Origin of the sequence: Candidatus Leptofilum sp., from assembly GCF_965223285.1 — a bacterium.
Lineage (GTDB): Bacteria > Chloroflexota > Anaerolineae > Promineifilales > Promineifilaceae > Leptofilum.
Window position 1 is genome coordinate 2,167,696 of the sequence record NZ_OZ244997.1, and the last position, 25,647, is coordinate 2,193,342.

At 53.9% G+C, this 25,647-nt stretch carries 21 protein-coding genes; 6 read left to right on the forward strand and 15 right to left on the reverse strand.

Annotated elements, in window-relative coordinates; all coding sequences use genetic code 11:
• Window positions 1–594: 594 nt before the first annotated feature.
• A complete protein-coding gene (gene uvrC / locus ACOQPU_RS09995) occupies window positions 595–2,487 on the reverse strand; it encodes an excinuclease ABC subunit UvrC (protein ID WP_420644967.1) in 1,893 nt (630 codons plus the stop codon).
• Window positions 2,488–2,578: 91 nt separating this feature from the next.
• On the opposite strand from uvrC, the gene ACOQPU_RS10000 reads away from it, so the two are divergent.
• The 4 genes from ACOQPU_RS10000 (at window position 2,579) to ACOQPU_RS10015 (ending at window position 6,367) form a co-directional block, all read left to right on the forward strand.
• Window positions 2,579–2,896, forward strand: a complete 318-nt coding sequence (locus ACOQPU_RS10000; protein WP_420644968.1) for a hypothetical protein — start codon at window positions 2,579–2,581, stop codon at window positions 2,894–2,896.
• Between the two features lie 68 nt (window positions 2,897–2,964).
• On the forward strand, window positions 2,965–3,615 hold the full coding sequence (locus tag ACOQPU_RS10005) for a protein-L-isoaspartate(D-aspartate) O-methyltransferase (protein WP_420644969.1): 651 nt from the start codon (window positions 2,965–2,967) through the stop codon (window positions 3,613–3,615).
• A 62-nt stretch (window positions 3,616–3,677) separates the two neighbouring features.
• A complete protein-coding gene (locus ACOQPU_RS10010; protein WP_420644970.1) occupies window positions 3,678–4,700 on the forward strand; it encodes a tRNA dihydrouridine synthase in 1,023 nt (340 codons plus the stop codon).
• Window positions 4,701–4,759: 59 nt separating this feature from the next.
• On the forward strand, window positions 4,760–6,367 hold the full coding sequence (locus ACOQPU_RS10015; protein ID WP_420644971.1) for an alpha-amylase family glycosyl hydrolase: 1,608 nt from the start codon (window positions 4,760–4,762) through the stop codon (window positions 6,365–6,367).
• A 68-nt stretch (window positions 6,368–6,435) separates the two neighbouring features.
• On the opposite strand, the gene ACOQPU_RS10020 is transcribed toward ACOQPU_RS10015, so the two are convergent.
• The 8 genes from ACOQPU_RS10020 to ACOQPU_RS10055 all read right to left on the reverse strand — a co-directional run bounded on the left by ACOQPU_RS10020 (window position 6,436) and on the right by ACOQPU_RS10055 (window position 19,072).
• Entirely contained in the window at window positions 6,436–8,298 is a 1,863-nt protein-coding gene (locus ACOQPU_RS10020; protein WP_420644972.1) for an SLC13 family permease, read from the reverse strand.
• Window positions 8,299–8,551: 253 nt separating this feature from the next.
• On the reverse strand, window positions 8,552–11,131 hold the full coding sequence (locus tag ACOQPU_RS10025; RefSeq protein WP_420644973.1) for a CehA/McbA family metallohydrolase: 2,580 nt from the start codon (window positions 11,129–11,131) through the stop codon (window positions 8,552–8,554).
• Window positions 11,132–11,201: 70 nt separating this feature from the next.
• Window positions 11,202–12,467: a nickel-dependent lactate racemase gene (gene larA / locus ACOQPU_RS10030; RefSeq protein ID WP_420644974.1), complete on the reverse strand. Its 1,266-nt coding sequence runs from the start codon at window positions 12,465–12,467 to the stop codon at window positions 11,202–11,204.
• Between the two features lie 15 nt (window positions 12,468–12,482).
• Window positions 12,483–14,669 carry a bifunctional rhamnulose-1-phosphate aldolase/short-chain dehydrogenase gene (locus ACOQPU_RS10035; RefSeq protein ID WP_420644975.1) on the reverse strand — a complete coding sequence of 729 codons (2,187 nt, stop codon included), beginning with the start codon at window positions 14,667–14,669 and terminating at the stop codon, window positions 12,483–12,485.
• A gap of 126 nt (window positions 14,670–14,795) precedes the next feature.
• On the reverse strand, window positions 14,796–15,452 hold the full coding sequence (locus ACOQPU_RS10040; RefSeq protein WP_420644976.1) for a LutC/YkgG family protein: 657 nt from the start codon (window positions 15,450–15,452) through the stop codon (window positions 14,796–14,798).
• Window positions 15,436–16,851, reverse strand: a complete 1,416-nt coding sequence (locus ACOQPU_RS10045; RefSeq protein ID WP_420644977.1) for a LutB/LldF family L-lactate oxidation iron-sulfur protein — start codon at window positions 16,849–16,851, stop codon at window positions 15,436–15,438. Before ACOQPU_RS10045 ends, ACOQPU_RS10040 begins: the two co-directional genes overlap by 17 nt.
• Window positions 16,848–17,621 carry a (Fe-S)-binding protein gene (locus tag ACOQPU_RS10050; protein ID WP_420644978.1) on the reverse strand — a complete coding sequence of 258 codons (774 nt, stop codon included), beginning with the start codon at window positions 17,619–17,621 and terminating at the stop codon, window positions 16,848–16,850. Before ACOQPU_RS10050 ends, ACOQPU_RS10045 begins: the two co-directional genes overlap by 4 nt.
• Window positions 17,621–19,072 carry a rhamnulokinase gene (locus ACOQPU_RS10055; protein WP_420644979.1) on the reverse strand — a complete coding sequence of 484 codons (1,452 nt, stop codon included), beginning with the start codon at window positions 19,070–19,072 and terminating at the stop codon, window positions 17,621–17,623. The genes ACOQPU_RS10050 and ACOQPU_RS10055 overlap by 1 nt, the downstream gene beginning before the upstream one ends.
• A gap of 51 nt (window positions 19,073–19,123) precedes the next feature.
• Between ACOQPU_RS10055 and ACOQPU_RS10060 the strand changes: the two genes are divergently transcribed.
• Together ACOQPU_RS10060 and ACOQPU_RS10065 are read left to right on the forward strand one after the other, a co-directional pair.
• Window positions 19,124–19,402: a hypothetical protein gene (locus tag ACOQPU_RS10060; RefSeq protein ID WP_420644980.1), complete on the forward strand. Its 279-nt coding sequence runs from the start codon at window positions 19,124–19,126 to the stop codon at window positions 19,400–19,402.
• Window positions 19,392–19,820, forward strand: a complete 429-nt coding sequence (locus ACOQPU_RS10065; RefSeq protein ID WP_420644981.1) for a PIN domain-containing protein — start codon at window positions 19,392–19,394, stop codon at window positions 19,818–19,820. The genes ACOQPU_RS10060 and ACOQPU_RS10065 overlap by 11 nt, the downstream gene beginning before the upstream one ends.
• On the opposite strand, the gene ACOQPU_RS10070 is transcribed toward ACOQPU_RS10065, so the two are convergent.
• Genes ACOQPU_RS10070 through ACOQPU_RS10095 form a run of 6 tightly spaced genes read right to left on the reverse strand, consistent with a single transcriptional unit; the run spans window position 19,817 to window position 25,647 of the window.
• Window positions 19,817–21,073: an L-rhamnose isomerase gene (locus tag ACOQPU_RS10070; protein WP_420644982.1), complete on the reverse strand. Its 1,257-nt coding sequence runs from the start codon at window positions 21,071–21,073 to the stop codon at window positions 19,817–19,819. The genes ACOQPU_RS10065 and ACOQPU_RS10070 overlap by 4 nt on opposite strands.
• Window positions 21,074–21,092: 19 nt before the next feature.
• Window positions 21,093–21,416: an L-rhamnose mutarotase gene (locus ACOQPU_RS10075; protein WP_420645823.1), complete on the reverse strand. Its 324-nt coding sequence runs from the start codon at window positions 21,414–21,416 to the stop codon at window positions 21,093–21,095.
• Window positions 21,416–22,651: an MGH1-like glycoside hydrolase domain-containing protein gene (locus ACOQPU_RS10080; protein WP_420644983.1), complete on the reverse strand. Its 1,236-nt coding sequence runs from the start codon at window positions 22,649–22,651 to the stop codon at window positions 21,416–21,418. Before ACOQPU_RS10080 ends, ACOQPU_RS10075 begins: the two co-directional genes overlap by 1 nt.
• A 13-nt stretch (window positions 22,652–22,664) precedes the next feature.
• Window positions 22,665–23,978, reverse strand: coding sequence for an alpha-glucosidase/alpha-galactosidase (locus ACOQPU_RS10085; RefSeq protein WP_420644984.1), 1,314 nt, complete (start codon window positions 23,976–23,978; stop codon window positions 22,665–22,667).
• A gap of 52 nt (window positions 23,979–24,030) precedes the next feature.
• A complete protein-coding gene (locus ACOQPU_RS10090; RefSeq protein WP_420644985.1) occupies window positions 24,031–24,657 on the reverse strand; it encodes a corrinoid protein in 627 nt (208 codons plus the stop codon).
• A gap of 30 nt (window positions 24,658–24,687) precedes the next feature.
• The gene (locus ACOQPU_RS10095; RefSeq protein WP_420644986.1) at window positions 24,688–25,647 is read right to left on the reverse strand and encodes a zinc-binding dehydrogenase; all 960 of its coding nucleotides are present in this window, start codon (window positions 25,645–25,647) and stop codon (window positions 24,688–24,690) included.

Here is a 25,647-nt window from a genome sequence, read left to right on the forward strand (position 1 = left end):
GTATGTGCATGGAAATTAGATGCTGAATCGTAAAGACAGTATAGAGATTACTGAGGGCGAGAGGGGTTAACTAAGTAACAGTTTCAAGAACCAATAGGCTTCATTCACAAGTTGGTCCGCCACTAATATCGCTAGGAGGGGAGTGAGGCTATCAGTTTTGTGGTAGCTTTGTCAGGCTGGCATTAGGTTTTTGCAACCCGCACTTGGGGCTAGCGTGTTAAACTAATAGCGAACAAAGTTGAACTGTAAATGCGTGAATCTATGGAGGTGCAACATGATCGCTATACAACTTTCGACCATCATCATTATTGCGCTGATCGCGCTCATCATCGGCATTATTGTTGGGGTGTCGATGAGTCGGCCAATCTCTAGATTTTAAGTAACGCTGGGAGGAAACGGCCGTAAACCAAACTGGCACCCCCGTCAGCCAAACCCACACTATCCAGATCGCCCTACCTGAACAAAAAATCTACCTACCGCTCGTGACTAAACAGTAAAAAAATCGACGCAAAGAACGCAAAGAAACAAAAGGGGCAAAGAATTTTTGAAAAATTCTTTGCCCCTTCAAAAACTTTGCCCCTTTGCGTCAAAAAACTAAGCTAAATGCGCCTTCACCGCCTCCGCTACCTCTACCGGAACACCCGGTACAGAGGCAATTTCCTCCATCGTTGCCTTGCGTAGACCATCCAGCGAACCAAAATGGGTAAGCAGCAGCTTGCGCCGCTTGGGGCCAACCCCCGGCACGCTGTCTAAAATGGAAGCCACACCTGCCTTGGCTCGCCGCTTGCGGTGCCCCGTATTGGCAAAGCGATGCGCCTCGTCCCGCACCCGCTGCACCAAATACAGCCCTTCCGAGCGGCGCGGCAGCAAAATGGAGGCCGCCTTGCCGCGCACAAACAGTTCCTCTTCTTGCTTGGCCAACCCAGCTACCGGCACCTCTTTTTCCAGCCCAAATTCACGCAAAACGTCCATCGCCATCGCCAACTGCCCCTTGCCCCCATCTACAATGAGCAAATCCGGCAGCAGCGACCAAGCTGTCTCTTTTTTCGGTTTGCCAATCTGATTAGGATCGTGCAGTTCGCCAGCTAGCGAATCTTTGTAGCGGGCAAAGCGGCGGGTAAGCACCTCTTTCATGGCACCGTAATCATCATTGCCCACAGTTACCACGTTAAAGCGGCGATAATCGCTTTTGCGCGGCGCACCCTGCACAAACACCACCATCGAAGCCACCGTTTGGGCCCCTTGCGTGTGGCTGATGTCGTAACATTCAATGCGAGACGGCGGCGCAGGCAAATCGAGTGCTTCATGCAGTTCTGCCATCGCCGTGACGTGTTTGGAGCGGTCGGCCGCCCACTGTTGCCGAATGGTTGCCAGCGTATCCTGGGCGTTGGTTTTTACCATTTGCACCAGCTCTTTCTTTTTGCCCCGGCTGGGCACCTGAATGGTCACCTTGGTGCTGCGCTTGCGCCGCAGCCATTCTTCAATCACCATTGCTTCAGATACTTGGTTGGGCAACAGCACCTCGCGGGGGATGTGGGCGGCGTCATCGTAAAATTGGGTGATAAATTCGCTCAGCACGTCTTCATCACTTTCGCCTTCGGTGCCTTCCAGCATGAAATATTCCCGCCCGATGAGCTTGCCGTAGCGAATGAAGAAGATTTGTACGCACGCGTCCCCCTGTTCACGGGCAAAGGCAATCACGTCCTGGTCAGCATTGGCAGCGGAAATCACTTTCTGCTTGGAAACGACCAGATTGATGGCTTTAAGCTGATCCCGGTATTCGGCCGCTTTTTCAAAGTTGAGTTCTTCGGCCGCTTTTTCCATTTTGGCCTTTACGCCCTTGACAATATGCTCTGATTTGCCGCTAAGAAAATCCATGAGCGACTGAATCATGTCGCGGTACTGCTGCTGGTTTACGGCCCCAATGCAAGGCCCATTGCACAGCTTAATATCGTAATACAGGCAAGCACGTTCATCGTTGCCGTCAATCACGCGGTCGCAGGTGAGGTAGGGGAAGATTTTACGTAGCATGTCCAGCGTCTGGTGGACTGCCCAGACGGAGGTGTAGGGGCCAAAGTAGCGCGAGCCGTCTCGCTCCATGCGGCGAGTGACGGTCACTTTGGGATATGGCTCTTTCCAATGAACTTTGATGTATGGGTACCGCTTATCATCTTTGAGACGAACGTTGTATTTGGGTCGGTGCTTTTTGATGAGGGTGTTTTCCAGCAGCAATGCTTCCAGCTCGGACTCGGTGGTAATAATTTCGATGTCGGTAATTTCGCGCCGGAGGCGTTGGGTTTTGACAGAATCAACGTTTTTGTGGAAGTAAGAACGCACGCGATTACGCAGGTTGATTGCTTTGCCCACGTAAATAATCTTGCCAAATTTGTCTTTGTGCAGGTAAACACCAGACCTAGTGGGTAGTTTTTTTAAGATTTTTTGTACGTTTTCGGGAGGTGTATACGCCATGTGCCAATTATAGCTCATTTGAGCGATTCGCAACTTTTATTGGCATAAGCTGTATCATTTAGATAAGCAGGTAACCGGAACTTTTTAGTGTGACCAATGGAGATAAATCATGAGTGACAATTCAGGGCAGCAGCCAAATATGTTGGGGAACGCGAGTTTGGCGTTGGGCGTTGCGTCAGCGGCATTGGTATTTGGCATCGGTTTTTGCGCCTTGGTGGGTGCAAATCAAGGTTGGGTGGCTTTATTGGGCGTCCCGCTACTGGTATGTGGTTTTAGCAGTGCTTTTTTGGGATTACTTGGTGCAGGGCTGGGTGTCACGGGTTTGTTTGGCGGCGGTGGGCGGAATACGGCCGTTGCTGGCCTTGTCCTCAGCTTGTTGGGGATGTGCCTCTTTATTGTCTTTTTAACAGCCCTCGGCGGTGGCTAAAACATCGTCTATACTTCACACATTCTTACGGATTCCACGAAACGCGTGGAAATAAGCGAAGTGTCAAGATGGATTTTGCCAAGCTGCGCGCCGAAATGGTGGCTGATTTACGCAAACGAGGGATTAAGGATACGGCCGTTCTGCAAGCAATGAACACCGTCCCCCGTGAAGCATTCGTGCAAGAAGATCATTTGGAATATGCCTACTACAATGGCGCCCTCCCCTTGCCCGCCCAGCAAACGATCTCTCAACCATATGTAGTTGCCCTCATGCTCTCCGCATTGCAGTTGCAGCCGCAATTTAACGTGCTGGAGATTGGCACTGGCTCTGGCTATGCCGCCGCCTTGCTGGGGCACATTGTGCGGCAGGTTCACACTGTTGAGCGGCAAGAAAAGTTAGTGGCCTATGCGGAATCGCGGCTGGGCCAGCTTGGCTATGCGAATATTTTTGTCCACTTTGGGGATGGCACGTTGGGCTGGCCAGAAGCCGCTCCCTACGACGCAATCGTGATTGCGGCGGGCGGCCCGGTTGTGCCTGTTTCGCTGCGGGATCAGTTAGGGATAAACGGCCGTCTCGTCATGCCCGTTGGGTCCTACAAAAAGCAAAAGTTAATATTGGTTACCCGCAAAGCAAATGGCAAGTTTAGCCAGAAAACCCTCACTCCCGTTCGCTTCGTCCCCCTCATCGGCAGCGAAGGCTGGGAGGATGACGATCCGTAATCGGTATTCAGAGAACGGTTAAACACCGATTACCGTTTACCAATTACCGGTAAAATTCCCTCATGCCCACACCTAACTTCCACGTCCGTGACCTACCCATCTACGGCGACACCATCCTCTCGCCCATGGCAGCGTATTCCGACGTGCCATTCCGGGCGATTTGCCGCCAGTTTGGCGCGGCTATGAATTACACTGAATTTGTGCCAACAGAGGCGTTACTGTGCAAACCAAATCCGCTTTGGCGGCGGCTGGACGTGCATCCGGCGGGCGAGCAGCCAATGGTGTTCCAGATTTTTGGCAATGATGCCCACACCATATTGCGTGCTGCCCAGCGCATTGTGGATTGGGGAGCTGATATCATCGACATCAACATGGGCTGCTCTGCGCCGCAAATTAGCAAAAAGGGAGCTGGCGTGGGCATGATGCGGCAACCGAAGTTGGTGGCAGAAACGTTTCGCCTGCTCTCCAGGCACCTAAACGTGCCGGTAACTGGCAAGCTGCGGCTGGGCTGGGACGAGGCGAACCAAAATTACCTGGAGATTGCCAAAATAATGGCAGACAACGGAGCAGCCTTGGTGGCTTTGCACGGCCGTACGCGCAGCCAAAAGTATCGCGGGCAGGCTGATTGGGACGCCATTGCCAAGCTAAAACAAGCGGTAAACGTGCCTGTGCTGGGCAATGGGGATGTGCGCACCGTGGCGGACATCGACCGCCTGAAAGCATACACACACTGTGACGGGGTGATGATTGGCCGGGCGGCGTTGGGCAACCCCTGGCTGCTAGGGCGCATTGAGCGGGAGCAGTTGACATTTGGGGAGATTACGGCCGTTCTCCGCCAACATCTCTACGAGGCCCTCACCTACTACGGCACTACCGTTGGCTTGCAAAATATGAACCGCCACCTGAAAAAATATCTCTCTGGCCTGGCACTGAAACCGTTTTTGCGTGGGTTTCGGAACGTAGAAACTGTACCTGCGTTTGAGGATTTGCTATGTGAAATGGAAACGGCCGTTCCCAGCCACCTGCCCATCGCCAAACTACGCAAAATCCCCCACTTTCCCCTCCCAGTTGGCGCGAAATTGTAATAAAATTCGTGGAAATTCGCGTCATTCGCGGCCTATTTTTTTATAAGGAACTCCAATCCATGAACAAGAAATTACTCTGGTGGCAAAAAGGCATCATCTACCAAATTTACCCGCGCTCCTACCAAGACAGCAACAACGACGGCATCGGTGATTTGCCCGGCATCTGCCAACGACTAGACCACCTGCAAAGCCTCAACATCGACGCTATCTGGCTGTCGCCAATCTACCCCTCGCCCATGCACGATTTTGGCTATGACGTGGCCGATTACATAGACATCCACCCACTTTTTGGCACGATGGCCGACTTCGACAACCTGTTGGCCGAAATCCATGCGCGCGGCCTCAAGCTCATCATAGACCTGGTACCCAATCATACTTCAGATGAGCACGCCTGGTTCCAGGAAAGCCGCAGCAGCCGCGACAACCCCAAGCGCGACTGGTACATTTGGCGCGACCCCGCCCCAGACGGCGGCCCGCCCAACAACTGGCTCAGCTTCTTTGGTGGCCCTGCCTGGACTTTTGATAAAACGACCGGGCAATACTATCTGCACCAATTTGTCACCCAGCAGCCAGAACTCAATTATCGCCACCCCGACGTACTACCCGCCATGCTGGACGTGATGCGCTTCTGGCTTGACAAAGGGGTAGATGGCTTTCGCGTGGACGTCATTTGGCTCATGATAAAGGATGAACAGTTCCGCGACGAACCACCGAATCCGCAGTGGGATGGCGCGAACCCGTTCAACAGCTTGCAGCACATCTACACCCAAAATTTGCCGGAGGTTCATGAACTCATCCGCAAAATGCGTGCCGTGCTGGATGAATACGACGAGCGCATGATGGTTGGGGAGATTTATTTGCCCTTTGACCAGTTAGCAACCTATTACGGCACTAATTTCGATGAATGCCACCTACCTTTCAACTTTCATCTGATTTATGGAGGTAATTGGCAAGCCCAGGCAATCCGGCAGATGGTGGATGTGTATGAGGCAACCTTGCCCCGCGGCGCGTGGCCCAATTGGGTACTGGGCAACCACGATCAGCACCGCATTGCCAGCCGCGTGGGCGTGGCGCAAGCGAGGGTCGCCAACATGCTGCTGCTGACGCTGCGCGGTACGCCCACAACGTATTACGGTGAGGAAATTGGCATGGTGAATGGGCATATTCCGCCAGAGCTCGTGCAAGACCCTCCTGCGGTAAACCAGCCAGAGCTGGCCGACAAGATCGGGCGAGACCCGGTTCGTACGCCCATGCAGTGGGATGATTCCGTTCACGCTGGATTTTCGGGAGAAACGGCCGTTCCCTGGCTGCCCGTCGCGGAAAACTACCAAACAGTCAACGTGGCTGCGCAAAACAATGATCCGACGTCCATGCTCAACTTCTACCGCGCCCTGACCCAACTTCGCGGCACGGAACCCGCCCTGTACGCAGGCAGCTATCGGGCGGTGGATGCCAATAATGAAGATGTGTTTGCGTATGTGCGGGAAGCGGACGGCCGTTCCTTCCTCATCGTCCTCAATTTCACAGGGGACGCTCAAGAGGTTAACATAACAGAGTTAGAGGCAACTGCCACCATCATTCTGGCGACAGACATGCAGCGCAGCGGTTCAATCACCCTTCCCAACTTCACGCTCGCGGCTAACCAAGGACTCATCCTGCAACTCTAACCTCGTAGCCGCGGATTCTTTCCGCGCAGGTTTTGCGCAGAAAGAACCTGCGGCTACAGCTAAGAGATTCAGAACGGAAAGATCAGCGGCAGCAGCAATGCCACTGCCACCAACATCAGCAATATTAACGGTACGCCCACCTTCACGTAGTCGCTAAAACGATAATTACCTGCACCCATCACCAATGTGTTGGTCGGTGAAGCCACTGGCGAAGCAAACGCCATCGAGGCCGCAATGGCCACCGCCATCAAAAAGCCCTGTGGCTGAATGCCGAGCGTTTCTGCTGCCACCAGCGCAATGGGGGCAATCACCACCGTCGTGGCCGTGTTGGATAACACCTGGGTAAAAAGCGATGTGAGCAAAAAGAGACCAATCATCACCGCCAACGGGCCACGCTCGCCCAATGTTTCCACAAAGCCGTTGGCAATCACATCCACCAGCCCCACTTTTTGTAGAGCGGTGCTCATGGGCAGCATGCCGGAAATAAGTACAATGCTCTTCCAGTCAATGGCATCATAGGCTCTGTCCATGGTGAGACAGCCAGTGAGCACCACCAGCAAGGCCGCGACCAATGCCGCGGTTACCAGCGGCACAAATTCCCCTACCATCAGCACCAACATGCCCACCATGATGGCTGCTGCCCAGCGGGCTTTACTGCGCGGGGGCCGATCAATCTCTGATTCTGGCTCACCCATCACCACAAAGTCCCGACGGAAATCGCGCAGATGCGAAATGTCGCGCCAACGACCCTGCACCACCAGCGTGTCGCCAAACCGTAGCTGCGTTGTTTTGAGATCGAGCTTATCTCCCACACCTGGCCGACTAATCGCTAAAACCGTTAACCGATAAGTCGTGCCAAAACGAACATCAGCCAACGTTTTGCCCAGCAAGCTGGATCGTGGCGGCAGCAGCAGTTCGGCAACGCCCACCTCGCGGCTCAGCAATGCCTTTGAATCTTTAGGCTTGGCGGGCTGCACGGCCAAATGCCAGCGGATAGCAGCCTGGTTTACCGCATCATCTTCCCCTTGCACCACCAGCACATCGTTACGCTGAATAGTCACGTCCTCATCGGGAATGATGGGGGTATCTTTGGGATCGGCATCGGTGCTGCCGCTCTCTGCCAATTCCCATAAGCTGGGGGGGCGCATAATTTTGAGCACCGTCACATCAAATTGATCGCGCAAAGCAGATTCGATGACGGTTCGGCCAATTAGCTCCGACCCACGCCGGACGCGCAGCCGCAGCAAATTCTCCGGCAAACGGTACGTATCCAACAGTTCTTTGGGGGTGGCCACAATCTGCTTTTCTACTATCACAGTGCGGTCGGGCAGCAGTCGCCGCCCCACAAAAAGCATAAAGGCGATGCCAATGGCCGCCAAAATCAGCCCCATCGGCGTGTAGCTAAAGAAGAAAAATGGCTCGTAGCCTGCGTCTCGCAGCACGTCACTCACAATGATGTTGGGCGGCGTGCCGATCAGGGTCATGGCTCCACCCAGCAGCGAGCCAAATGCCAGCGGAATGAGCAGCTTGGCTGGGCTAATTTTGGTGTTGATCGATAAGCTAATAATGGCGGGCAGCAGCACGGCCACCGTGCCGGTGTCGCTCATAAAGCCAGAGAGCAAAGCGACGGCCCCCATAATGACCAACACCAGCCGCCATTCGCTATTCCCGGCAACGGTGAGGATGCGCCGTCCAATCGCCCCGGCCAAGCCAGTGTGCAGCACAGCTCCCCCAACGACAAACAGAGCGGCAATAGTAAGTACGGCTGTACTCGAAAACCCTGCCAATGCCTCACCCGTCGTCAATACGCCAGTAAGCATCAGTGCCAAGACCACACCCACGGCCACCACGTCTACCCGCAGCCATTCGGTGATGAATAAGAAAACGGCCGTTGCCAAAATCCCCAACACCAGCCACATTTCAAGCGTCATAATCACTCCCCTTTACAGAGATGGACAATTACAATCAGTCAGTCAATCAGACCCTAGTTTACACGGCTATTGATTATGAATACAGCCGTCATCCTACCCAAATAAGTGGCCAATAACATGTGAAGTTTGGCACAATGGGTGTCGGGAGGCAACCAGCGGTTCGTGTTTGAACAAAATAAATTGTCAGGTAATTGACGCTGCTGTGTTTGTGACGCAATTTGAACTGTTCAGATGAGCAGTCTACGATATTCAACTAATGCTCGTGGTTCTCCTGATGATGAGGCAGACTATGCTGATGGTAAACACCATTTTGATGCAATCGCAAGTGCAGGCGATTGTAGGCTGATTCTAATGTGAGCCGCAGCTTTTTGTAGCGTGTGGCATCCGGTCGTGGGGCCAGTGTGTCCACGTAGGCAATGGCTCCTTCGATTTGCTCAAGAACGGCCGTTGCCTCCACCGGCGAAAAAATGGGTTTATCTCCCACCAGCACCTGCACCGCGCTCGTGTGTGCCGCAATCTCCCCACGTTTCTCTTGGTAACTACCGCGCACACGCAAAGCAATCCAGGTTGATTCAACCACAGTCAACTCGACACTACCTGACATCGCTAACTGCCCGGCTACCTCTACCTGCTCCACCGCTTGCCCACCCACCACAATCTCCACCCGCTCCACTGGCAAACTGGCCGATTCAACCCGCCAGGTGACGTTCACCGTGCCGCCGGTGGCTGGAAGATGCAGTGTTTGCCCTGGTGTTAACCCTTCTACGGTCAACTCAGCCAAGGGGCCAACGGTTACAAAGGTGTTACCGCCGCGGATAGCGGCCATCCAATTTTCATAAGTGAATTCGCGTTCACCCAGGTGGGCATAGGTACGCATCCCGCCCAGCAGCATGGCGGCGCTCATCTTGTCAGAGCCGCCGACTACGGGAATGTGGTAGCCCAGGTTAAGATAACGATACCAATCGGCCAGACCATAGGGCGTGATTTGGGCGTCAAACGGGTTGAAGGACATCATCTCGATGGCGTTGACCAACCCCAGCACAATGTCGGCGGCGCGTTCACATTGGGGATTCGGGGCATGGGGCATGACGACGAGGCCATTTTGCGCAATACAGCGCCGCGCCCAGTCGGCCATCGTCACCTCCAGGGCATCGCCCAGGGCGGATTCGGATGGCCCGCCGCTGCACAAGGGATGGATCATGGCGCCGGTATAGCCCAGCAGCGAAATATGCCCCAAGACAAGCATTCTGTTTTCCGTACCGACCCGCACCAGGAATTCGCCATCGCCGCCAAACTCTTTGGCGCCAAAGGTGGAACGGCCGTCAAAATCCCCCACATTACTGAACATCTCCCCCCACTGGCTGGCCAGCAAATTGACGACATTGACCCCTTCCGCTGCGCCCTCCAGCAAGGCCGTCTGTGGACTGAGGAAGTGGACGTGGGTATCGGCCGTTACCCAGCCTTGTTCGCGCCAGTACAGCACCCGCTCCAACTCAAAGGTCACTTCCTCTGTTTCTGACGTAACGACAAACTGTGAGCGGATAGGGGCCACTTCATAACCGCGTGTAATTTCTATAAAAACGTCGCCATGCGGCAGGTCAACGACACAGTCGCCGGGAATATAGCAGTATTGGTTACGGCCGTTGACGAACTCACCGTAATTGTCTTCAAACCAACTAGGGTTCACCTTGCGATGATACCCTTTGGGTGGTAGATATTCTCCTGCGGCCCCATGCAGATGCAGGCGTACGGGAACCGGCGTGTTGCTGCCACGTTCGACGACACGCAGCCGCACCGGATGGATGGCCGGATTTATCTGGACGATGCTGGCTTCTTGTGCCAGATCGGCCAGATCGAAAACGGCAATATCTGTATCTGCCGTGCCAGTTTTTACGTACAGTTTGGCCTGGGGATGAGCACTGTATTCGACAATAACAGATGTTGTCAATTGCTCCGGCTGCACCACAGGATCAGCACTCAGCCAATGGTCACGATCATAATCCAGAACCGCCCGCGCTGAGATAACCAACCCCAAATCAATATCAATCCTTTCCAGTTCGTGAATAGCATTTAAGGCCGCGCCTTCCGGCAGCGTCAATTTTAGCTTTTGGCACACGGACGGCCGTAAAGGATGGTCTGCAAGCTGGGTATGAGAGATGGCATAAATGACTGATTTTTCATTTTTGGGGATGCAGGTTATGCGGCGAATGGCTTTCTCAGGCTGGGGATTGGGCAGAGCATAAAGCCAGAGATGCTCCATTGAGCTATCCCTCCCGGATATGTGCCGGGTTTCGCCTTGCCCAAAGTGAACGGCTTTTTGGCCGGTGATGATAGCCTCCGCTGCTGAGGGCATCACTTTAGGCTCGCTGGCGGGTACGGCCGTAAACGCACTGGCTCCCCAGCCGATATGGGCTTGTTGAATGGCAAAACGACGCTGGATAGCAGCCGTGGCTACCGACCCATCTACATATTCCAGGCAATACTCTGACACGGTCTCCCCCAACTCATTGCCCGTCGGCAGTAGTGAGCCGAGCGAATCGGCCAGGTCTTCCGGCAGCGCACTTTGCTGGTCGGCGACGGTGTGCAAAAACAGTACAAAAGTCGCCTGAATCGGGTCGAGAGCGATGTGGACTGGTTCCTGATCGAGCAGGATGACATTCGGCCGTTCCGGCCATCCCAGTTCAAAAAGGATACCGCGCAGCGTGCGGCTGCCAACCCATTGCTCGCTACTCAGATTCAGTTGCAGCGTCTCATCCAATTGTTCCTGATTGGCGTTAAAAACCTCTGTCAGGGAAACAGGGGTAAAGTGGGGGGAAGGGGGAATTTTCATCATTTGTCTCCTGTAGATTGAAATCTACAGCTATTGGAAAGTGCGTTGAAACGCACTTTAATTGTTGTCGGATTTAGGCCAAGTAAGGGATGGTCATGGGCCCTTCCGGTAAAACCGCAATAGGGAGATCCGCGCCCAAGGTCGCTAATTGCTGGCGTAGGTAAGTGTCGATGTCGGCAATCGGCTCGATACGGACGCGGGAGAGATCGGTCGCTGGTATGTCGCTGTACAGAGCCACGCGGGCTTTGAGCTGCACCTGTGCTAACTTTTGCGCCTGCCATTGATCGAGCCTATGAAAACCAGGGGTGTGGATGGTTTCTAGCAATGCTTGGGGCGAATCGTGTTCCAGCAGCAATTCGGTAAAATTGCCGTGATCGGGAAAACCGTCGTTACAGCGGGCGGCAGTGATGATAAGGCCGCCACTAGTGACGATTTCGGCGGCAGCACACATGCCTTTGACGGTTTGGTACAGGTTTTGGTCGAGGGGGTAGCCGCTGTTGCTGGTGATGACGATGGGAAACGGCCGTTTACATCCCACCATCGCCGTCTCCTTGACAAAAGCACACCCTTGCTCGTGGGCGGCCACCACCTCGCCACAAAAAAAGCGGGTGATGTCCTGCTGATGGTTCAGCGTCACATTGATGCAAAAATCAACCGGCAGCACCGCGCCATACTGGCGAATTTGTGCTTGGGTGGGATTGCCATCCAGCACACCCCAACTGCTGCGCGGGTGCCCAATTGCTTCGGCGCGATGGTAGTGCATAATGGCGGACAGTCCGGCCACACCGGGGAACACGGCCTTATATCCACCAGAGAATCCGGCCATAAAATGGGGTTCGATAAAGCCGATGATGATGCGTTTATCCGCTTGCACGTACGCTTTGTTGAGTTGTAAACGGCCGTTATCCCCCTGCAAACGCCCCACAGTTGCCAACAGGTCATCATCATACGCATTATGATTGACGACGCGCACCTTTTGCACCACCTCCGCGCCCACCAACTGCTCAATCTCTGCCCGGGTGCAGGCGCGGTGTGTGCCTGTGCCGATGATGACGGTGAAGTTTTCGCGTGACACATGGTCCAACTCGGCCAATAGCCAGGGCAGAAGACGGTCAGAGGGCAGGGCGCGGGTAATGTCGGCAATGACGATGGCCACAGTGTCGCCGGTGTCAATTTGGTCAGCTAAGGGCGGGGATTGAATGGGATGGCGAACGGCCGTTTCAAAAGCAGCACGCTCATCGTTCAACCCCGGCACAAATTGGGGGCGTAAAACAGTCACATCTGGCGCTGGGATGTCTACCTCTAAGCCATTGCGCCCATATTGCAGCTGGATTTTCATACGCTGTACCCCACGCTAACGCAAAAAGGCTTCGTGCAAACCGCCATCCACGCTGATGACTTGCCCTGTTGTCTTGCTCAGTTGGTGGCTGGTGAGCAGATAAGCGGCCTCCGCCTGGTCAGCCAGGGTGATGGGTGATTTGGTTAAGGTGCGTTGGGCGTAAAAGTGCGCCAGCTTATCGCGCAAGGCTGCGGTCTCTTCGTTCTCGTCAAAGGGGATTTCATATTTGACCAGCGAACTAATCACCCGCTCACGCGGGAACATGCTGCTGCCTTCAACCACAGTGGCTGGTGCTAACCCGTTGACGCGCACCAGCGGCGACAGCTCAATCGCCAACTCGCGCACCAGATGGTTGGCAGCCGCTTTGCTGGTATCGTAGGCAACAGAGCCTTTTTTAGCTACGGTCGCATTTACGCTCGTCGTCAGCACCAATGTGCCTGTTAATCCCTGCGCTTCCCAAATTTTGCGGGCTTCATCGGCAATGATGTAGCCACCCTTCACGTTGACGGCGAAGGTCAAATCCCACTGCTCGTCACTAATTTTGCCCTTCTGGCTGGGGGGCACAAAGACGCCAGCAGTAACAATAATATTGTCAATGCCGCCATAAGCCAGAATGACCTGATTGAGCATCTGCTGTACCGATTCTCGATTGGTGATGTCAACACCCAAACGAATAGACGGGCCGCATGCGGAAATGCCTGTGCCCGCCACGCCGATGCCCATGCCGTATTTGTTGGTGAGAGAAACGGCCGTTTCCTTTGCCGCCGCCTCATCCAAATCGACACAAACCACATGCGCCCCCTCTTTAGCCACGCGATGTGCCGTCGCTTTGCCAATGCCGCTGCCTGCGCCAACGACAATCACCACATTCCTTGCCAGCTCTTTCTCCGGCGGCATCCGCTTCAGCTTGGCCTCCTCAAGCAGCCAATACTCAATATCAAACGCTTCTTGGCGCGGCAAGCCTTGATATTGGCTAATAGATTCCGAGGCTTTCATCACTTCAATCGCCAGCGAGTAAAATTCGGCCGTGACCCGACTTTCGCTTTTGTTTTTGCCCCAGGCAATCAGACCCACGCCGGGAATGAGAATCACCGTCGGATTGGGGTCGCGCATGGCGGGGGAATCGGGATTCTGGCAGGCTTCATAGTAGGCGGCGTAATCGGCGCGATACTGGGCCAGCCCGGCTTCTAATTTGTTCAGCAGCACGGCCGTATTTTCGCTTTGCGGGTTCCAATCCACATACAAAGGCTTGATTTTAGTGCGCAGAAAATGGTCGGGGCAGGATGTGCCTAGCTCGGCTAATCGGGGCGCGTCGTGGCTGTTGACAAATTGCAGCACGCTGTCGGTGATGTGGATGGTGCCGATGAAGCGGTTCTGTTGGGAGACTAGACCGCGCAGTTTGGGCAAAAGCTCAATCAGCAAGGCTTCCCGCTCACTATCAGGCAGGGATTGGTATTTGGTGCCACCAAATGTGTCTTCCCCTTTGTCGTGTTTGGCGATGTAAACGGCCGCTTTCTCAATCAAGTCCAGCGTCAATTCATAACAGACTTTATCGTCATCGGCCCAGTTAATCAGCCCATGCTGCCCCATCACCAGTCCTTTTAGCTGCGGATTTTCGCTGGCCATCTGCCCCATCACCAGGCCCAAATCGAAGCCGGGACGCTGCCAGGGCACCCAGCCGATTTCGTCGCCGAATATTTCATGCGTCAATCGCTCCTGGTTTTTGCTGGCAGCAATGGCAATGGCCGAGATGGGGTGCATATGGTCTACGTGGCGGTAAGGGATGAAGCCATGCAGCGGCGTGTCAATGGAGCTGGCACGGGGGTTGAGGTTAAAGGTAGTGTGCGGATACATGCTCACCATTTTGTCCTCAATCTCCGTTTTCACCCCTTTAACCTCGGCCGCATCGTAAATCGTTTGCAGCGAAAGCAGTTTGTCCATGTAAAGGGAGGCAAAGTTGGCGCGGGTCGAGGTACGCAGGTCGCCGCCGGAGCCTTTGACCCAAAGAACATCGACTTCTTCGCCCGTTAAGGGGTCGGTCATCATCACTTTGGAGGAGGTGTTGCCGCCGCCGGTGTTGGTGATGCGCTGGTCATCGCCCAAGATGTTGGAACGGTAGCGCAGCCGCTCTACGGGGTCAAGCTGGTTGGCGACGGCATCGTCCCAACTGTAAGAAACGTGTTTGTATGTTTTTTGTGACATGATTTACCTCATAGTTAAGGAATTTGAATTAGCTAAGTAAGCAAACCACAGAAAGTATTTTGAAAAACGAAGCGCGATTTCTCTGTGGTTTGCTCAAGTAAAAGCCAAATGCGCGCTCATTCTAATTCAAAATTCTTTTTGGCTTTTACATAGAACCAGATGCAGTTGTCGTGGCCCGTGCATGCCCATGACCAACTGCATCGCAATATCGGCCGTTCTGCTAGGGCCAGTAATGACGACGATGTTGCTGTGCTGCCGACTTTTCTCCAGGCCAGCCACTTTTTGTGCCGCCCACCAGCTTTCTAAATCAGGCAAAATCTGGCTGGCGGCAACCACGGCAATGTGGATGGGAGGTAGGAGCGATGCGGCCCGGTAACGGCGGTTGCCACTCAACACCACCACGCTTCCCGTCGCCGCCAACGCTGCGTCTACACCAGTCAGCCCTACGCGCACGGTTGCATCCTGCCCCACACAACGGACGCTGGCCTTTGCCAATGCTTCGGCCAGACCGGGTAAGGGGATGTGGGCTGCCTCCCAACTGGAGATGACCGTATCCTCGCCAACGATTTGCAAGACCACCTCAATCGCGGCTGCGGCTGTCTGCACTTCATGCAAAACAGAGCCCGCCTTTTCCGCTTCTTGTCTAAACCGGGCCTGCAAGGCCAGCGGCGAAACATCGTTGAGGGGAACCATTGGTTGGTATGTGGTGGGAGCAGAGATAGCGGGAAACGCTTGTTTCCCTTGCCGTAGCCTGCCCAAAATTTGTTCACGACTGCTCATCATTATCTCCTTGCCGCTCTCGCCACAGTTGGTGGAATGATTTGGGGGCAAACTTCGGCGGGGTACGATGCTTTGTCCAACCCGCCAGCGGCACCGGCAACGATTTGGGCTTGAGCAAATTCGTCACCTTTGCCGCCACCTTACCCCCCCATACAAAGCGACCGGGCGACTTATTGCCCAACGCCCATGCCTTCATCCCTATGTCCCAGACAGGGCTGCTTTGACCACGCGCTACCAGTTCGTGACGCAAATTGAGCAGCATGTGGGGGATGTCAATATCAACCGGGCAGACTTGTTTGCACATGCCGCACAGCGTGCTGGCATGGGGTAAGGGGCTGGCATTTTCCAAACCAGTGAGCAAAGGGGTTATGACAGCCCCGATTGGGCCGGGATAGACCCAACCGTAAGCGTGGCCGCCAGTGACCTGGTAAACTGGGCAACCATTCAGGCAGGCGCCGCAGCGGATGCAGGCCAGGGCTTCGCAGTAATCGCTGGTGTAAATATCGGAACGGCCGTTATCCACCAAAATCACATACACTTGCTCCGGCCCATCTGGCTCGTCTGGTTGGCGCGGGCCATTCACGATATGTGTGTAAACCGTCAGTGCCTGGCCGGTGGCGCTGCGCGGCAATACCTGTGTTAATGTGGCATAATCCTCTACTGTGGCGACCAGCTTTTCGATGCCCACCAGGGCTACATGGACGCGAGGCAGGCTGGTGACCAGGCGAGCGTTGCCTTCGTTGGATACCAGGCACAGCGAACCAGTTTCGGCAATGATAAAGTTACCCCCAGAAACACCCATATCGGCCATCAAAAAGCGTTGGCGCAATGTTTCGCGGGCAAACAGTGCCATAGCCTCTGTGCCGTCAGTTGGCGGCATATTGGCTTTTTCGATGAGCAGATCACGAATGCTCTCTTTCGTTTTATGAATGATGGGGACAACAATGTGGCTGGGTGTGTCGCCACCCAATTGGACGATGTATTCACCCAAATCCGTCTCCAACACCTCAATAGCGGCCGTTTCCAGGGCGTGGTTTAGTCCAATTTCCTCGGTGACCATGCTTTTGCTTTTGACCACCGAGCGCACATTGTGCCGTTGGGCAATCTCTAGCATATGCCGATTGGCTTCAGCCGCATCAAGCGCCCACAGCACCTGAATGCCGTTGGCCTGCATGTTGGCTTCGGCCTGCGCCAGCAGATCGGGCAAATTGTTTAAGGCGTGCCGCTTGATAGCCGCTGCTTGCTGGCGCATGGCCTGACCGTGTGCCTCGCCATCAGCAAACATGGCCGCCTGGCGCTTGGTGAAACCAGTATTTGTGCCAAAGGCAACGGCCGTTTGCAAATCGGGATCATGGATGGCAATCTGAGCCGCCGGGATGAATTGAGCAGATTGGACTTTCATGGCTGCTCCCCAATACCCTCAGCCAGCACGTCGGCAATGTGGCGTACAGACGGCCGTTTACCCTGCTTTTCCAGCCCGCCGTTCATATGCGTCAGGCAGCTCACATCCCCCGTCACAACGCTCTCCGCGCCACTTTGGGGGATCTGTTCCAGCTTCTTTTGCAGCATCGCGCCACTCACATCAGCCATTTTGACACTGAACAGACCGCCAAAACCACAGCAGATCTCCCCATTTTCCCACGCTAACACGTTTGCATTCTCCACATTGGCTAACAACGTCTCTGCGGCCTTGCCCAGCCCTAAAAGACGCAGCCCGTGGCAGGCGTGATGGCAAACAAATGTTTGTGGCTGCGGTAGACGCGCTCCCAAATGGGTGATGCCCAGGCCATCCACAATAAATTCGGTGAACTCCCAGGTGATGCTGGCCAGCCTTTCTGCCTCAGCCAGCAGCGATGGCTCAGCGGCAAACAGGCGCGGATATTCGTGGCGCACCATCGCCGCACAAGAGCCTGATGGGGTGACGATCACTTCTGCATCGCGGAACGCTTCGATGAACTGCTGTGCCACCTGCCGCGCTTCGCGGCGATAACCAGCATTAAACCCTGGCTGGCCACAGCAGGTTTGGGCTTGGGGAAAGTCAACCGCGATTCCCAGATGCGCTAACACCTTTACAACGGCGAAGCCTGTGTGTGGGTAGAGCATATCCACCATACAGGTGACAAACAGGGAGACACGCTTCCCTTTTGGTGATTCTCGTTTGGCTTGAATCATCACACCTTCTTCCCTTCACGAATAAGCTGTTGGTAACGGCCGTATGCGTCATCCCAAACGGCCGTTCTTGCAGGTTCATATCGTTTCAATTCCCCCATCCCTGCCACGACCTGCCGCGCTTGCTGCCAATCAGCCATCTCGCCCAGGGTAATAAGCTGCACTAACGCATTGCCAATCACCGTGGCTTCGACAGGGCCGGCGACAACAGGCAAGCCAATGGCATCGGCCGTCATCTGGTTGAGCAGGTCGTTTTGGCTGCCGCCGCCGACAATGTGGATGGTAGAAACGGTGCGGTCAGCAACATCTGTCACCTGTGCTAACACCTCACGGTAAGCCAGAGCTAAACTTTCCAGCACACAGCGTGTCATTTCCCCTGGCGTTTGAGGTGCGGGCTGGCCTGTTTGCTGGCACATCTCACGAATGTGTTGTGGGTGGTCGCCAGGGGTGAAAAAGGCGGGATCATTGGGGTTGAAAATCGAGACAAGGGGTTCAGCCTCCTCCGCCAGCGCCACCAGTTCCGCATAGCTATATGCCTCACCAGCCGCCGCCCAGGTTGCCCGGCACTGCTGCAAAATCCACAAGCCCATCACATTTTTCAGCAGGCGATACGTGCCATACACACCACCTTCATTGGTCACGTTGGCCACCAACGCTGCCGATGTGAGAATCGGTTCATCCACTTCCAGCCCCACCAGGCTCCAGGTGCCACTGCTGATGTAGGCGAAGTCGTCTGAGAGGGCGGGCACGGCCGCTACAGCGCTGCCCGTATCGTGGCAAGCGGGAGCGATGATGGGAATGCCTTCATACAGACCCAAATTGGTTCCTGGCTGCACAATTTCGGGGAAGATGTGGGTGGGGATGTCGAGTTTGGTGAGGAGGTTGGTGGCCCAACGGCCGTTTCCCGCATCAACCATCTGCGTTGTCGTGGCGTTGCTAAACTCACACACCTTCGCTCCCGTAAGCCAAAAGTTGAGCAAATCGGGCGCGGTCAAAAAGGTGCTGGCAATTTGCAACTGCGGTGACTGATTCTCTACTAGACTGAGCATTTGATAGAGGGTGTTGATGGGCATAAATTGGATACCCGTTTGGGCGAAAATCTCCGCTTGGGGCACGACGGCCAAGGCACGTTCCATCATGCCTGTCGTGCGACTATCGCGGTAATGCACCGGACTGCCAATCAAATTATCCTGTTTGTCCAGCAGCCCAAAATCCACCCCCCACGTATCCACGCCAATGCTGGCTGGCTGCAGCACTTTCCCTTTGGCAATCCCAGCCTGAATCTCCCCCCACAGACGTAAAAAATCCCAATGCAGCGTCCCATTCACCGTCACCGTTTCGTTCGGAAAGCGGTGCAGTTCCTCGACGCGTAGGGTGTTGTCATCAAAATGAACGGCCGTTACCCGCCCCGATTCTGCCCCTAAATCAACCGCTAAAACTGTTTTCTGTGCCATAAAAAACCTATGCTATAATCTGCTTATCCGATTTCATGTGGAGCATAACTTATGTACGCAATAGAATTCCAAACACGTATCAAAGATGGTGTCATTGAAGTTCCTGAAGAACAGCGAGAAGCCCTTTTGTCAGTGGCTGCCAATGCCCCTATCCGCGTCATCATCCTTACCTCCGAACAGCAAGAACCTGTGCCCATACCTGCCGGAAAAGACCTTGTGCAAGATGCTAAAGATAAAGGGTATGATTCTTTCATAGATTATTTAATCGATCATCCCGTTCGTATTCCCAATATGACCTACTTAACAAGGGAAGAAGCCAATGCCCGTTGAGCCAGCTTCGCTTTGTTTCGTAGACAGCAATCTATGGCTGTATGCCATGTTGCCCCAAGATGATCAATCCAAAGAGACTCTGGCCAAACAACTCATCACTGACAATCATGACAATATTGTCATTAGCACACAGGTTATCAATGAAATTACCAATAATTTACTGAGAAAAGGCAATTTCACTGAACATGCTATCCGTAATACGATTCGTTCTCTTTATGATGATTTTCAAGTGATTCCAATGAGCCAGGCCATTCAGGAACGAGCTTCCGAATTACGAGAAAAATATTCGCTCTCCCATTACGATGGGTTGATAGTTGCCGCCGCGCTTTTGTCTAGTGCAACAATTCTCTATTCTGAGGATATGCACGACAGTCTTGTCATTGAAAACCAGTTACCTATTGTCAATCCCTTCAATTAACGATGTGCCATCACCTGCTTTTCGTAAGCGTGAATTTCATCTAAATAAGCGATACCCACTGGCACACTTTGCTGTAAACAAAATTGATCCCACACTGCCCCGAAGGGCAATCCCTTTAATTCCTCTAACAGTGCCAGACGAGCCGTGAAGTCGCCCGCCAATTCCAGTTGACGCATTTTCTCGCCTGGTTCCAGCAGCGCCATGAGCAAGGCGCGCAGGGCGTTGCGCGTGCCGATGACCCAAGCAGCCACGCGGTTGATGCTGGCGTCGAAGAAATCGAGGCCGATGTGGACGCGATTGAGATAATCGCCGCGCACAAGCTCTTGCATGATGGCTTGCAGTTCATCGGTCAGGGTGACAACGTGGTCGCTGTCCCAGCGCACACCGCGGCTGACGTGCAGCAGCAGTTCGGGCACATACAGCATGACGGAGGAGATTTTGTCGGCGATGGTTTCGGTGGGGTGGAAGTGCCCGGCATCGAGGCAGAGTAGCTTTTGGCGGGCGATGGCATACCCCATGTAAAATTCATGCGAACCCACCACATAACTTTCGGAGCCGAGGCCGAATAGTTTGCATTCGACGGCATCGAGATTGTGAGCCGGATCTAGCCCCTGGGCGAAGATTTGGTCGAGGCTGTCTAGCAAATGCTGGCGGGGAGCGACGCGGTCTACTGGGGTGTCTTTGTAGCCGTCGGGAATCCAGATGTTGGTGACTGCTGGGGAACCCAGTTCTCGCCCGAAATATGCTCCAATCTCCCGGCAGGCAATACAATGCTCAATCCAAAACTGGCGCACAGCAGCATCGGCATGAGCCAGCGTAAAGCCATCGTCCGCCAGCGGGTGGGAAAAGCAGGTGGGGTTGAAATCCAGGCCATGATTGTTTTCTTTGGCCCAATCCAGCCAGTTGGCAAAATGCTTGGGTTCAATCTCGTTGCGCGGCACTTTGTGGTCTGTTTCCAGGTAGATGGCGTGTAAATTCAAACGGTGTGTGCCGGGAATGAGGCTGTAGGCTTTATCGAGATCGGCGCGGAGTTGAACGGCCGTTCGCGCCTTGCCCGGATAATTGCCCGTAGCCATGATGCCCCCGCTGAGTCCGCGCTCCGGCTCTTCAAAACCGCCCACGTCATCCCCCTGCCAACAGTGGAGGCTGATGGAGATATCGGACAGTTTTTTCAGCGCGGCATCTGTGTCTACACCTAAGGCCGCATACCGTTCCTGCGCCAATTCATATGCTTTTTCAATCTGGTTTGTCATTATTCATTGCTCCTGTCATTCAATCAAGATGGAACACCTCTTCTAAGGCCACCATCATCGTGTCAGCATGAGTGCCAGCGGGAGATTCAAAATAGGGAGCCATGAAATCTTGCCATTTGGCATTGATTTCCTCGCCAGCCATGCCCTCTAAAGCGGCCTCAAAGCTGTGGGGCGTTTCAAAGTAGCCAAAAAGTGTGCCATCGTCGCGCAAAAAGAGCGAATAGTTGTGCCAACCCGTGCGCCGCAGTGCCTCTAGCATCTCCGGCCAGACGGCCTTGTGATGCTTTTTATACGCCTCAATCTTGTCTTGTTTCACTTTAAGTAAAAAGCCTATGCGTTTCATCATTCTCCCACTTCTCCGAGAGAGGTCATATCATTCTCGCGGCTCTCCTCGTAGGGCAGGAAGTGGGCTAACAAGCTCCAGCCCCAGAAGGGATTAAGTCCCTGGCCACGGCCGTCTTCGGCATCGTAATATTCCCGATTACCTGCTTGCAGTACCAGCTTGTGGGTGTAGTGAGCCACTAGTGTTGCCAACTCCCGGTAGCCATAGGCGCGTAAGCCGTGATAGGCGATATAGTTGGTTGGTATCCAGGTTTTGGCGCGCCAATTGCAGCCTAAATCGTTGGGCAGGCGATCCTGACTGTACCAACGTTCACTACGGGCCAGGGCAGCGATGGGGTAGGGCGACCAAAATTCTCGCGGATTGAAGAGGTGTTCGACGATCATGCGCCGCGTCTGGGCCGGGGTTGCTACTTCCGCCCACAGCGCGGCAAAGGCAGACACCGATTTGACGCGGATGAGCGGGTCGTTGGGGATTGCATTGAGGGTTGAGGCCCAGCCAGCATGTTGGCTGCGGGGTGGGTTGTGGAAACGGCCGTTGCCATCATAAAAGAAACCATCTTCCTCATCCCACAGCAAGGTGCGTATTCGTTCCGCCAACTCGTCGGCTGTTTGGCGATAAGTGTCGGCTAAATGGCGCTTGCCATAGGCCACCGCCAAAGCGGCAAACGCCCGCAGTTCCCGCACCAGATACGCATTCAAATCAACGCCCTCACAAAAGCGATCTCCCCAGTAGCCCGCCCGTTCATGCTGATTGTCCATCCCAGAGTGCGGCGCACTCATCCATTCGCTTAATCCGTTTCCATTTTCGTCCATCTCCTCCAGCCAATAATCAAGATAGCGCTGCAGCCGTGGGAAGTAATGCTCGTTGAGAATCCAATCCGTTTCGCCATAATTTTGGGCCACGAGCAGGCCGATTTGCGCCAGAAAAGGCTTGACATGCTCTGGATCGTGCATCTCATTGCTGGGTACGGAGCGCGAAATCAGCCCGCTGTTCCGCTGGTGGTTGAGGAAAATGGTAACGCCGTTCTTGATATAATCGCTAGGCCAGCCCATGTAAATTTGGATGATGGCTTCAAAATATTGATCCCAATCGTAGAGCGTCTCATAAGCGTAGCCGGTAAAGTAGTCACGCCCAGTATCCAGATCGGTGAAGATGCCTCGCTGCATCAACTCGTTTTCGGCAGCGAGCGACGCTCTCAGTTTAACCAGTTGCGGTTCATCGATGAGCCGATTCATCCGTTAGCTCACTTCACTGATAGGCTGGCAGCCAATCGCCGTGCGCGGCAATTAAATCATCGACCAAGGCCCAAATTTGTTCCAGGTCTAGCTCAGCGGCCGTGTGCGGGTCTAGCATTGCCGCATGGTAGATATGTTCGCGTTTGCCGGTGACGGCCGCTTCCACCGCCAACTCCTGCACATTTACATTCGTCCGCATCAAAGCCGCCAGATGAGGCGGCAGTTTGCCAATTTTGGTCGGCTGGATACCGTTTTTATCCACCAGGCAAGGCACCTCCACGCTGCATCCCTGGGGCAAGTTGTCAATCAAGCCGTTGTTGGCGACATTGCCATACACCACGCGCTGTTGCCCCGTCTCCATGCTGTGGATGATTAGCGACCCATATTCGTGACTACGTTGAACTTCCAAATCCATCTCGCCGCTCTCAAAAGCGGCTTTGGCCTTTTCCCACTCCGCTATCTGAATTTCACACCGCTCAATATATTCATCAAATGGAATATGATAACGCTCCACCAAATCTGGCCGATCCCGCTTGATAAACCAGGGCACATATTCGCTAAAATGCTCACTCGATTCGGTCACAAAGTAACCTGTGCGGCGCAGCATTTCATAGCGCACTTTGTCCAGCAAATGCTTGTAGCGGCGTTTTTCACTGCGGGCTTCGCCCACTTCCTTGAGCAGCGGGTAGAGATCAACGCCATCCCGTTCTAGCTTAAGATAAAAGGCCATATGGTTGATACCAGCACAAAGATAGTTAATCTCTTCGTAGGGAATTTGCATATCATGTGCCAACTGCATAATCGTGCCCTGTACGCTGTGGCAAAGACCGACGGTTTTGATACGGCTGGCGCGATTTAGCCCCCAGCAGTTCATCGCCATTGGATTGACGTAGTTCAGCAGCGTGGCCTCTGGGCACAGTTCTTCCATGTCGCGGGCGACATCCAAAAGCACGGGGATTGTGCGCAAGGCACGCATGATGCCGCCGATGCCCAATGTGTCGGCAATGGTTTGGCGCAGGCCGTACTTTTTGGGTATCTCGAAATCAACGACGGTGCTTGGTTTATAGCCGCCAATCTGGAACATGGTGATGGCGTAATCGGCGCCGTCAAGGGCGGCGCGGCGATCCATTGTAGCTTCGATACACAGCGTAACCTTCAACGTTTCGGCGATCTTGTGGGCGACGATCTCGGTGGTGTGCAGGCGTTCGGCATCAATATCGTGCAGGCTGATGGTGGCATTGGCTAATTCAGGAAAACTAAGAATGTCGCCGATAAGGTTCTTGGCAAAGACAGTGCTGCCGGCGCCAATAAAAGCGATTTTTGGCATTTGTTGGTTTGCTCCTAGTGTGATTGTGGAATATTGATTGCGGAATAAAATCTTACAGCAATGATTTGGCCAGCGTGACGGCCTGACCGGCATCCGGGGCAAAACCGTCTGCGCCGATTTGTTGGGCGTATTCGGCCGTTACTGGCGCACCGCCGATCATTACTTTGACATTGTCACGCAGTCCAGCTTGTTCAATCGCTTGAATCGTATCTTGGATGCTGGGCATCGTGGTGGTCAACAGTGCCGAAAGCCCCAAAATATCAACACCCTCTCGAACTGCCTCGACAAAATTGGCAGGAGGTACATCAATACCTAGATCAATGATCTCGAAGCCAGCACCTTCCAACATCATGGATACCAAATTTTTGCCAATATCGTGCATATCCCCTTGAACAGTGCCTACAACCACTTTACCCACAGGATCAACACCTGAATCGATGAGGTAGGGCTTCAGGAGGTCTAATCCGATTTTCATAGCGCGTGCCGCGATTAGCATCTCCGGCACAAAATATTCGCCTTCTTCAAAAAGCCGACCCACTTCTTCCATCGCGGCAATCATGCCTTCTTTGAGAATATCTGCTGCCGGTACGTTTGCGTTCAAGGCAGTCTGCACACTTTCGGGAATAACACCCATATCACCATCTAATACAGCATCATAAATATTGTCTATATGGTTCATATTTCACCTGGGTTTGGCAATAATTTTTGTTTAGGCTTTTTTTGCCCAGTCGAAAATAGTTCCTAACATCTCATCGCCACGATAGGCGAGCATATCGTAAATCTCAGTCGCCTTTTCAATGGAAGCGACATGTGAAACCATCGGCTCTATTTGAATGAGACCTTGTTGGTAGAGAAACAGCAGTACCCGCAAATCATCTCGGTCAAAGTGACAAGCAACTTCGATGCGCGACTCAATGGTGTGCAGCAGGCTCCAGGGATAGGTGACGGTATCGCGCACAGCCATCAAGCCCACTGTGCCACGATAAGCCAGTAGTTTGTGTTCAAAGATGTCAAACAGTAGATTTTTGGCACTGCAACAGTCGTAGATGAAGTTGTAGGGGCCGTTTTCTTGGAGGCGTGGATACGTTTGCTTATCGGCGGCGTTGAGCGCGAGATGTGCGCCACATTTTTGCGCGGCCTCAAGCCGGGCATCGAGCATGTCGGTCACCGTTACCCGTGCGCCGACGGCTCGTGCTGATTGGGCGACAAAGTGGCCGATGGGGCCTTGCCCGGCTACCCACACATTGTCACCAGCCCTTACACCCATTCGCCGCACGCTGCGCAGGGCAACGGCCGTTACGCCAAACAAAGCGCAATATTTATGATCCATATCGGGGGGCAGCTTGAGCAGCAAGCTGTTTTCGGGGGCGATACTCCAGCCATTGTGGCCCACATAATTGCCGCAGAAAACCCAATCGCCTGGCTCGAACTGGGTCACCGCCTCGCCCACAGCCAGGACTTTGCCTACTTGCTGGTAGCCATGTTGGCTGGGAAAGACCGCCCCGCCATAATTGTACTCAGCCAGGAAAGCGTGGCGTTCAGTCCCATTTGTGATCCCAGAGTAGACCGTCTCAAACAGAATGTCAGTGGGTCCCAAATCTGGTGGATCGCCCAGTTCCCGGAAAGCAAGTTTGCCTTTTTCTACGAATTCCAGACCAATGTTATGCAT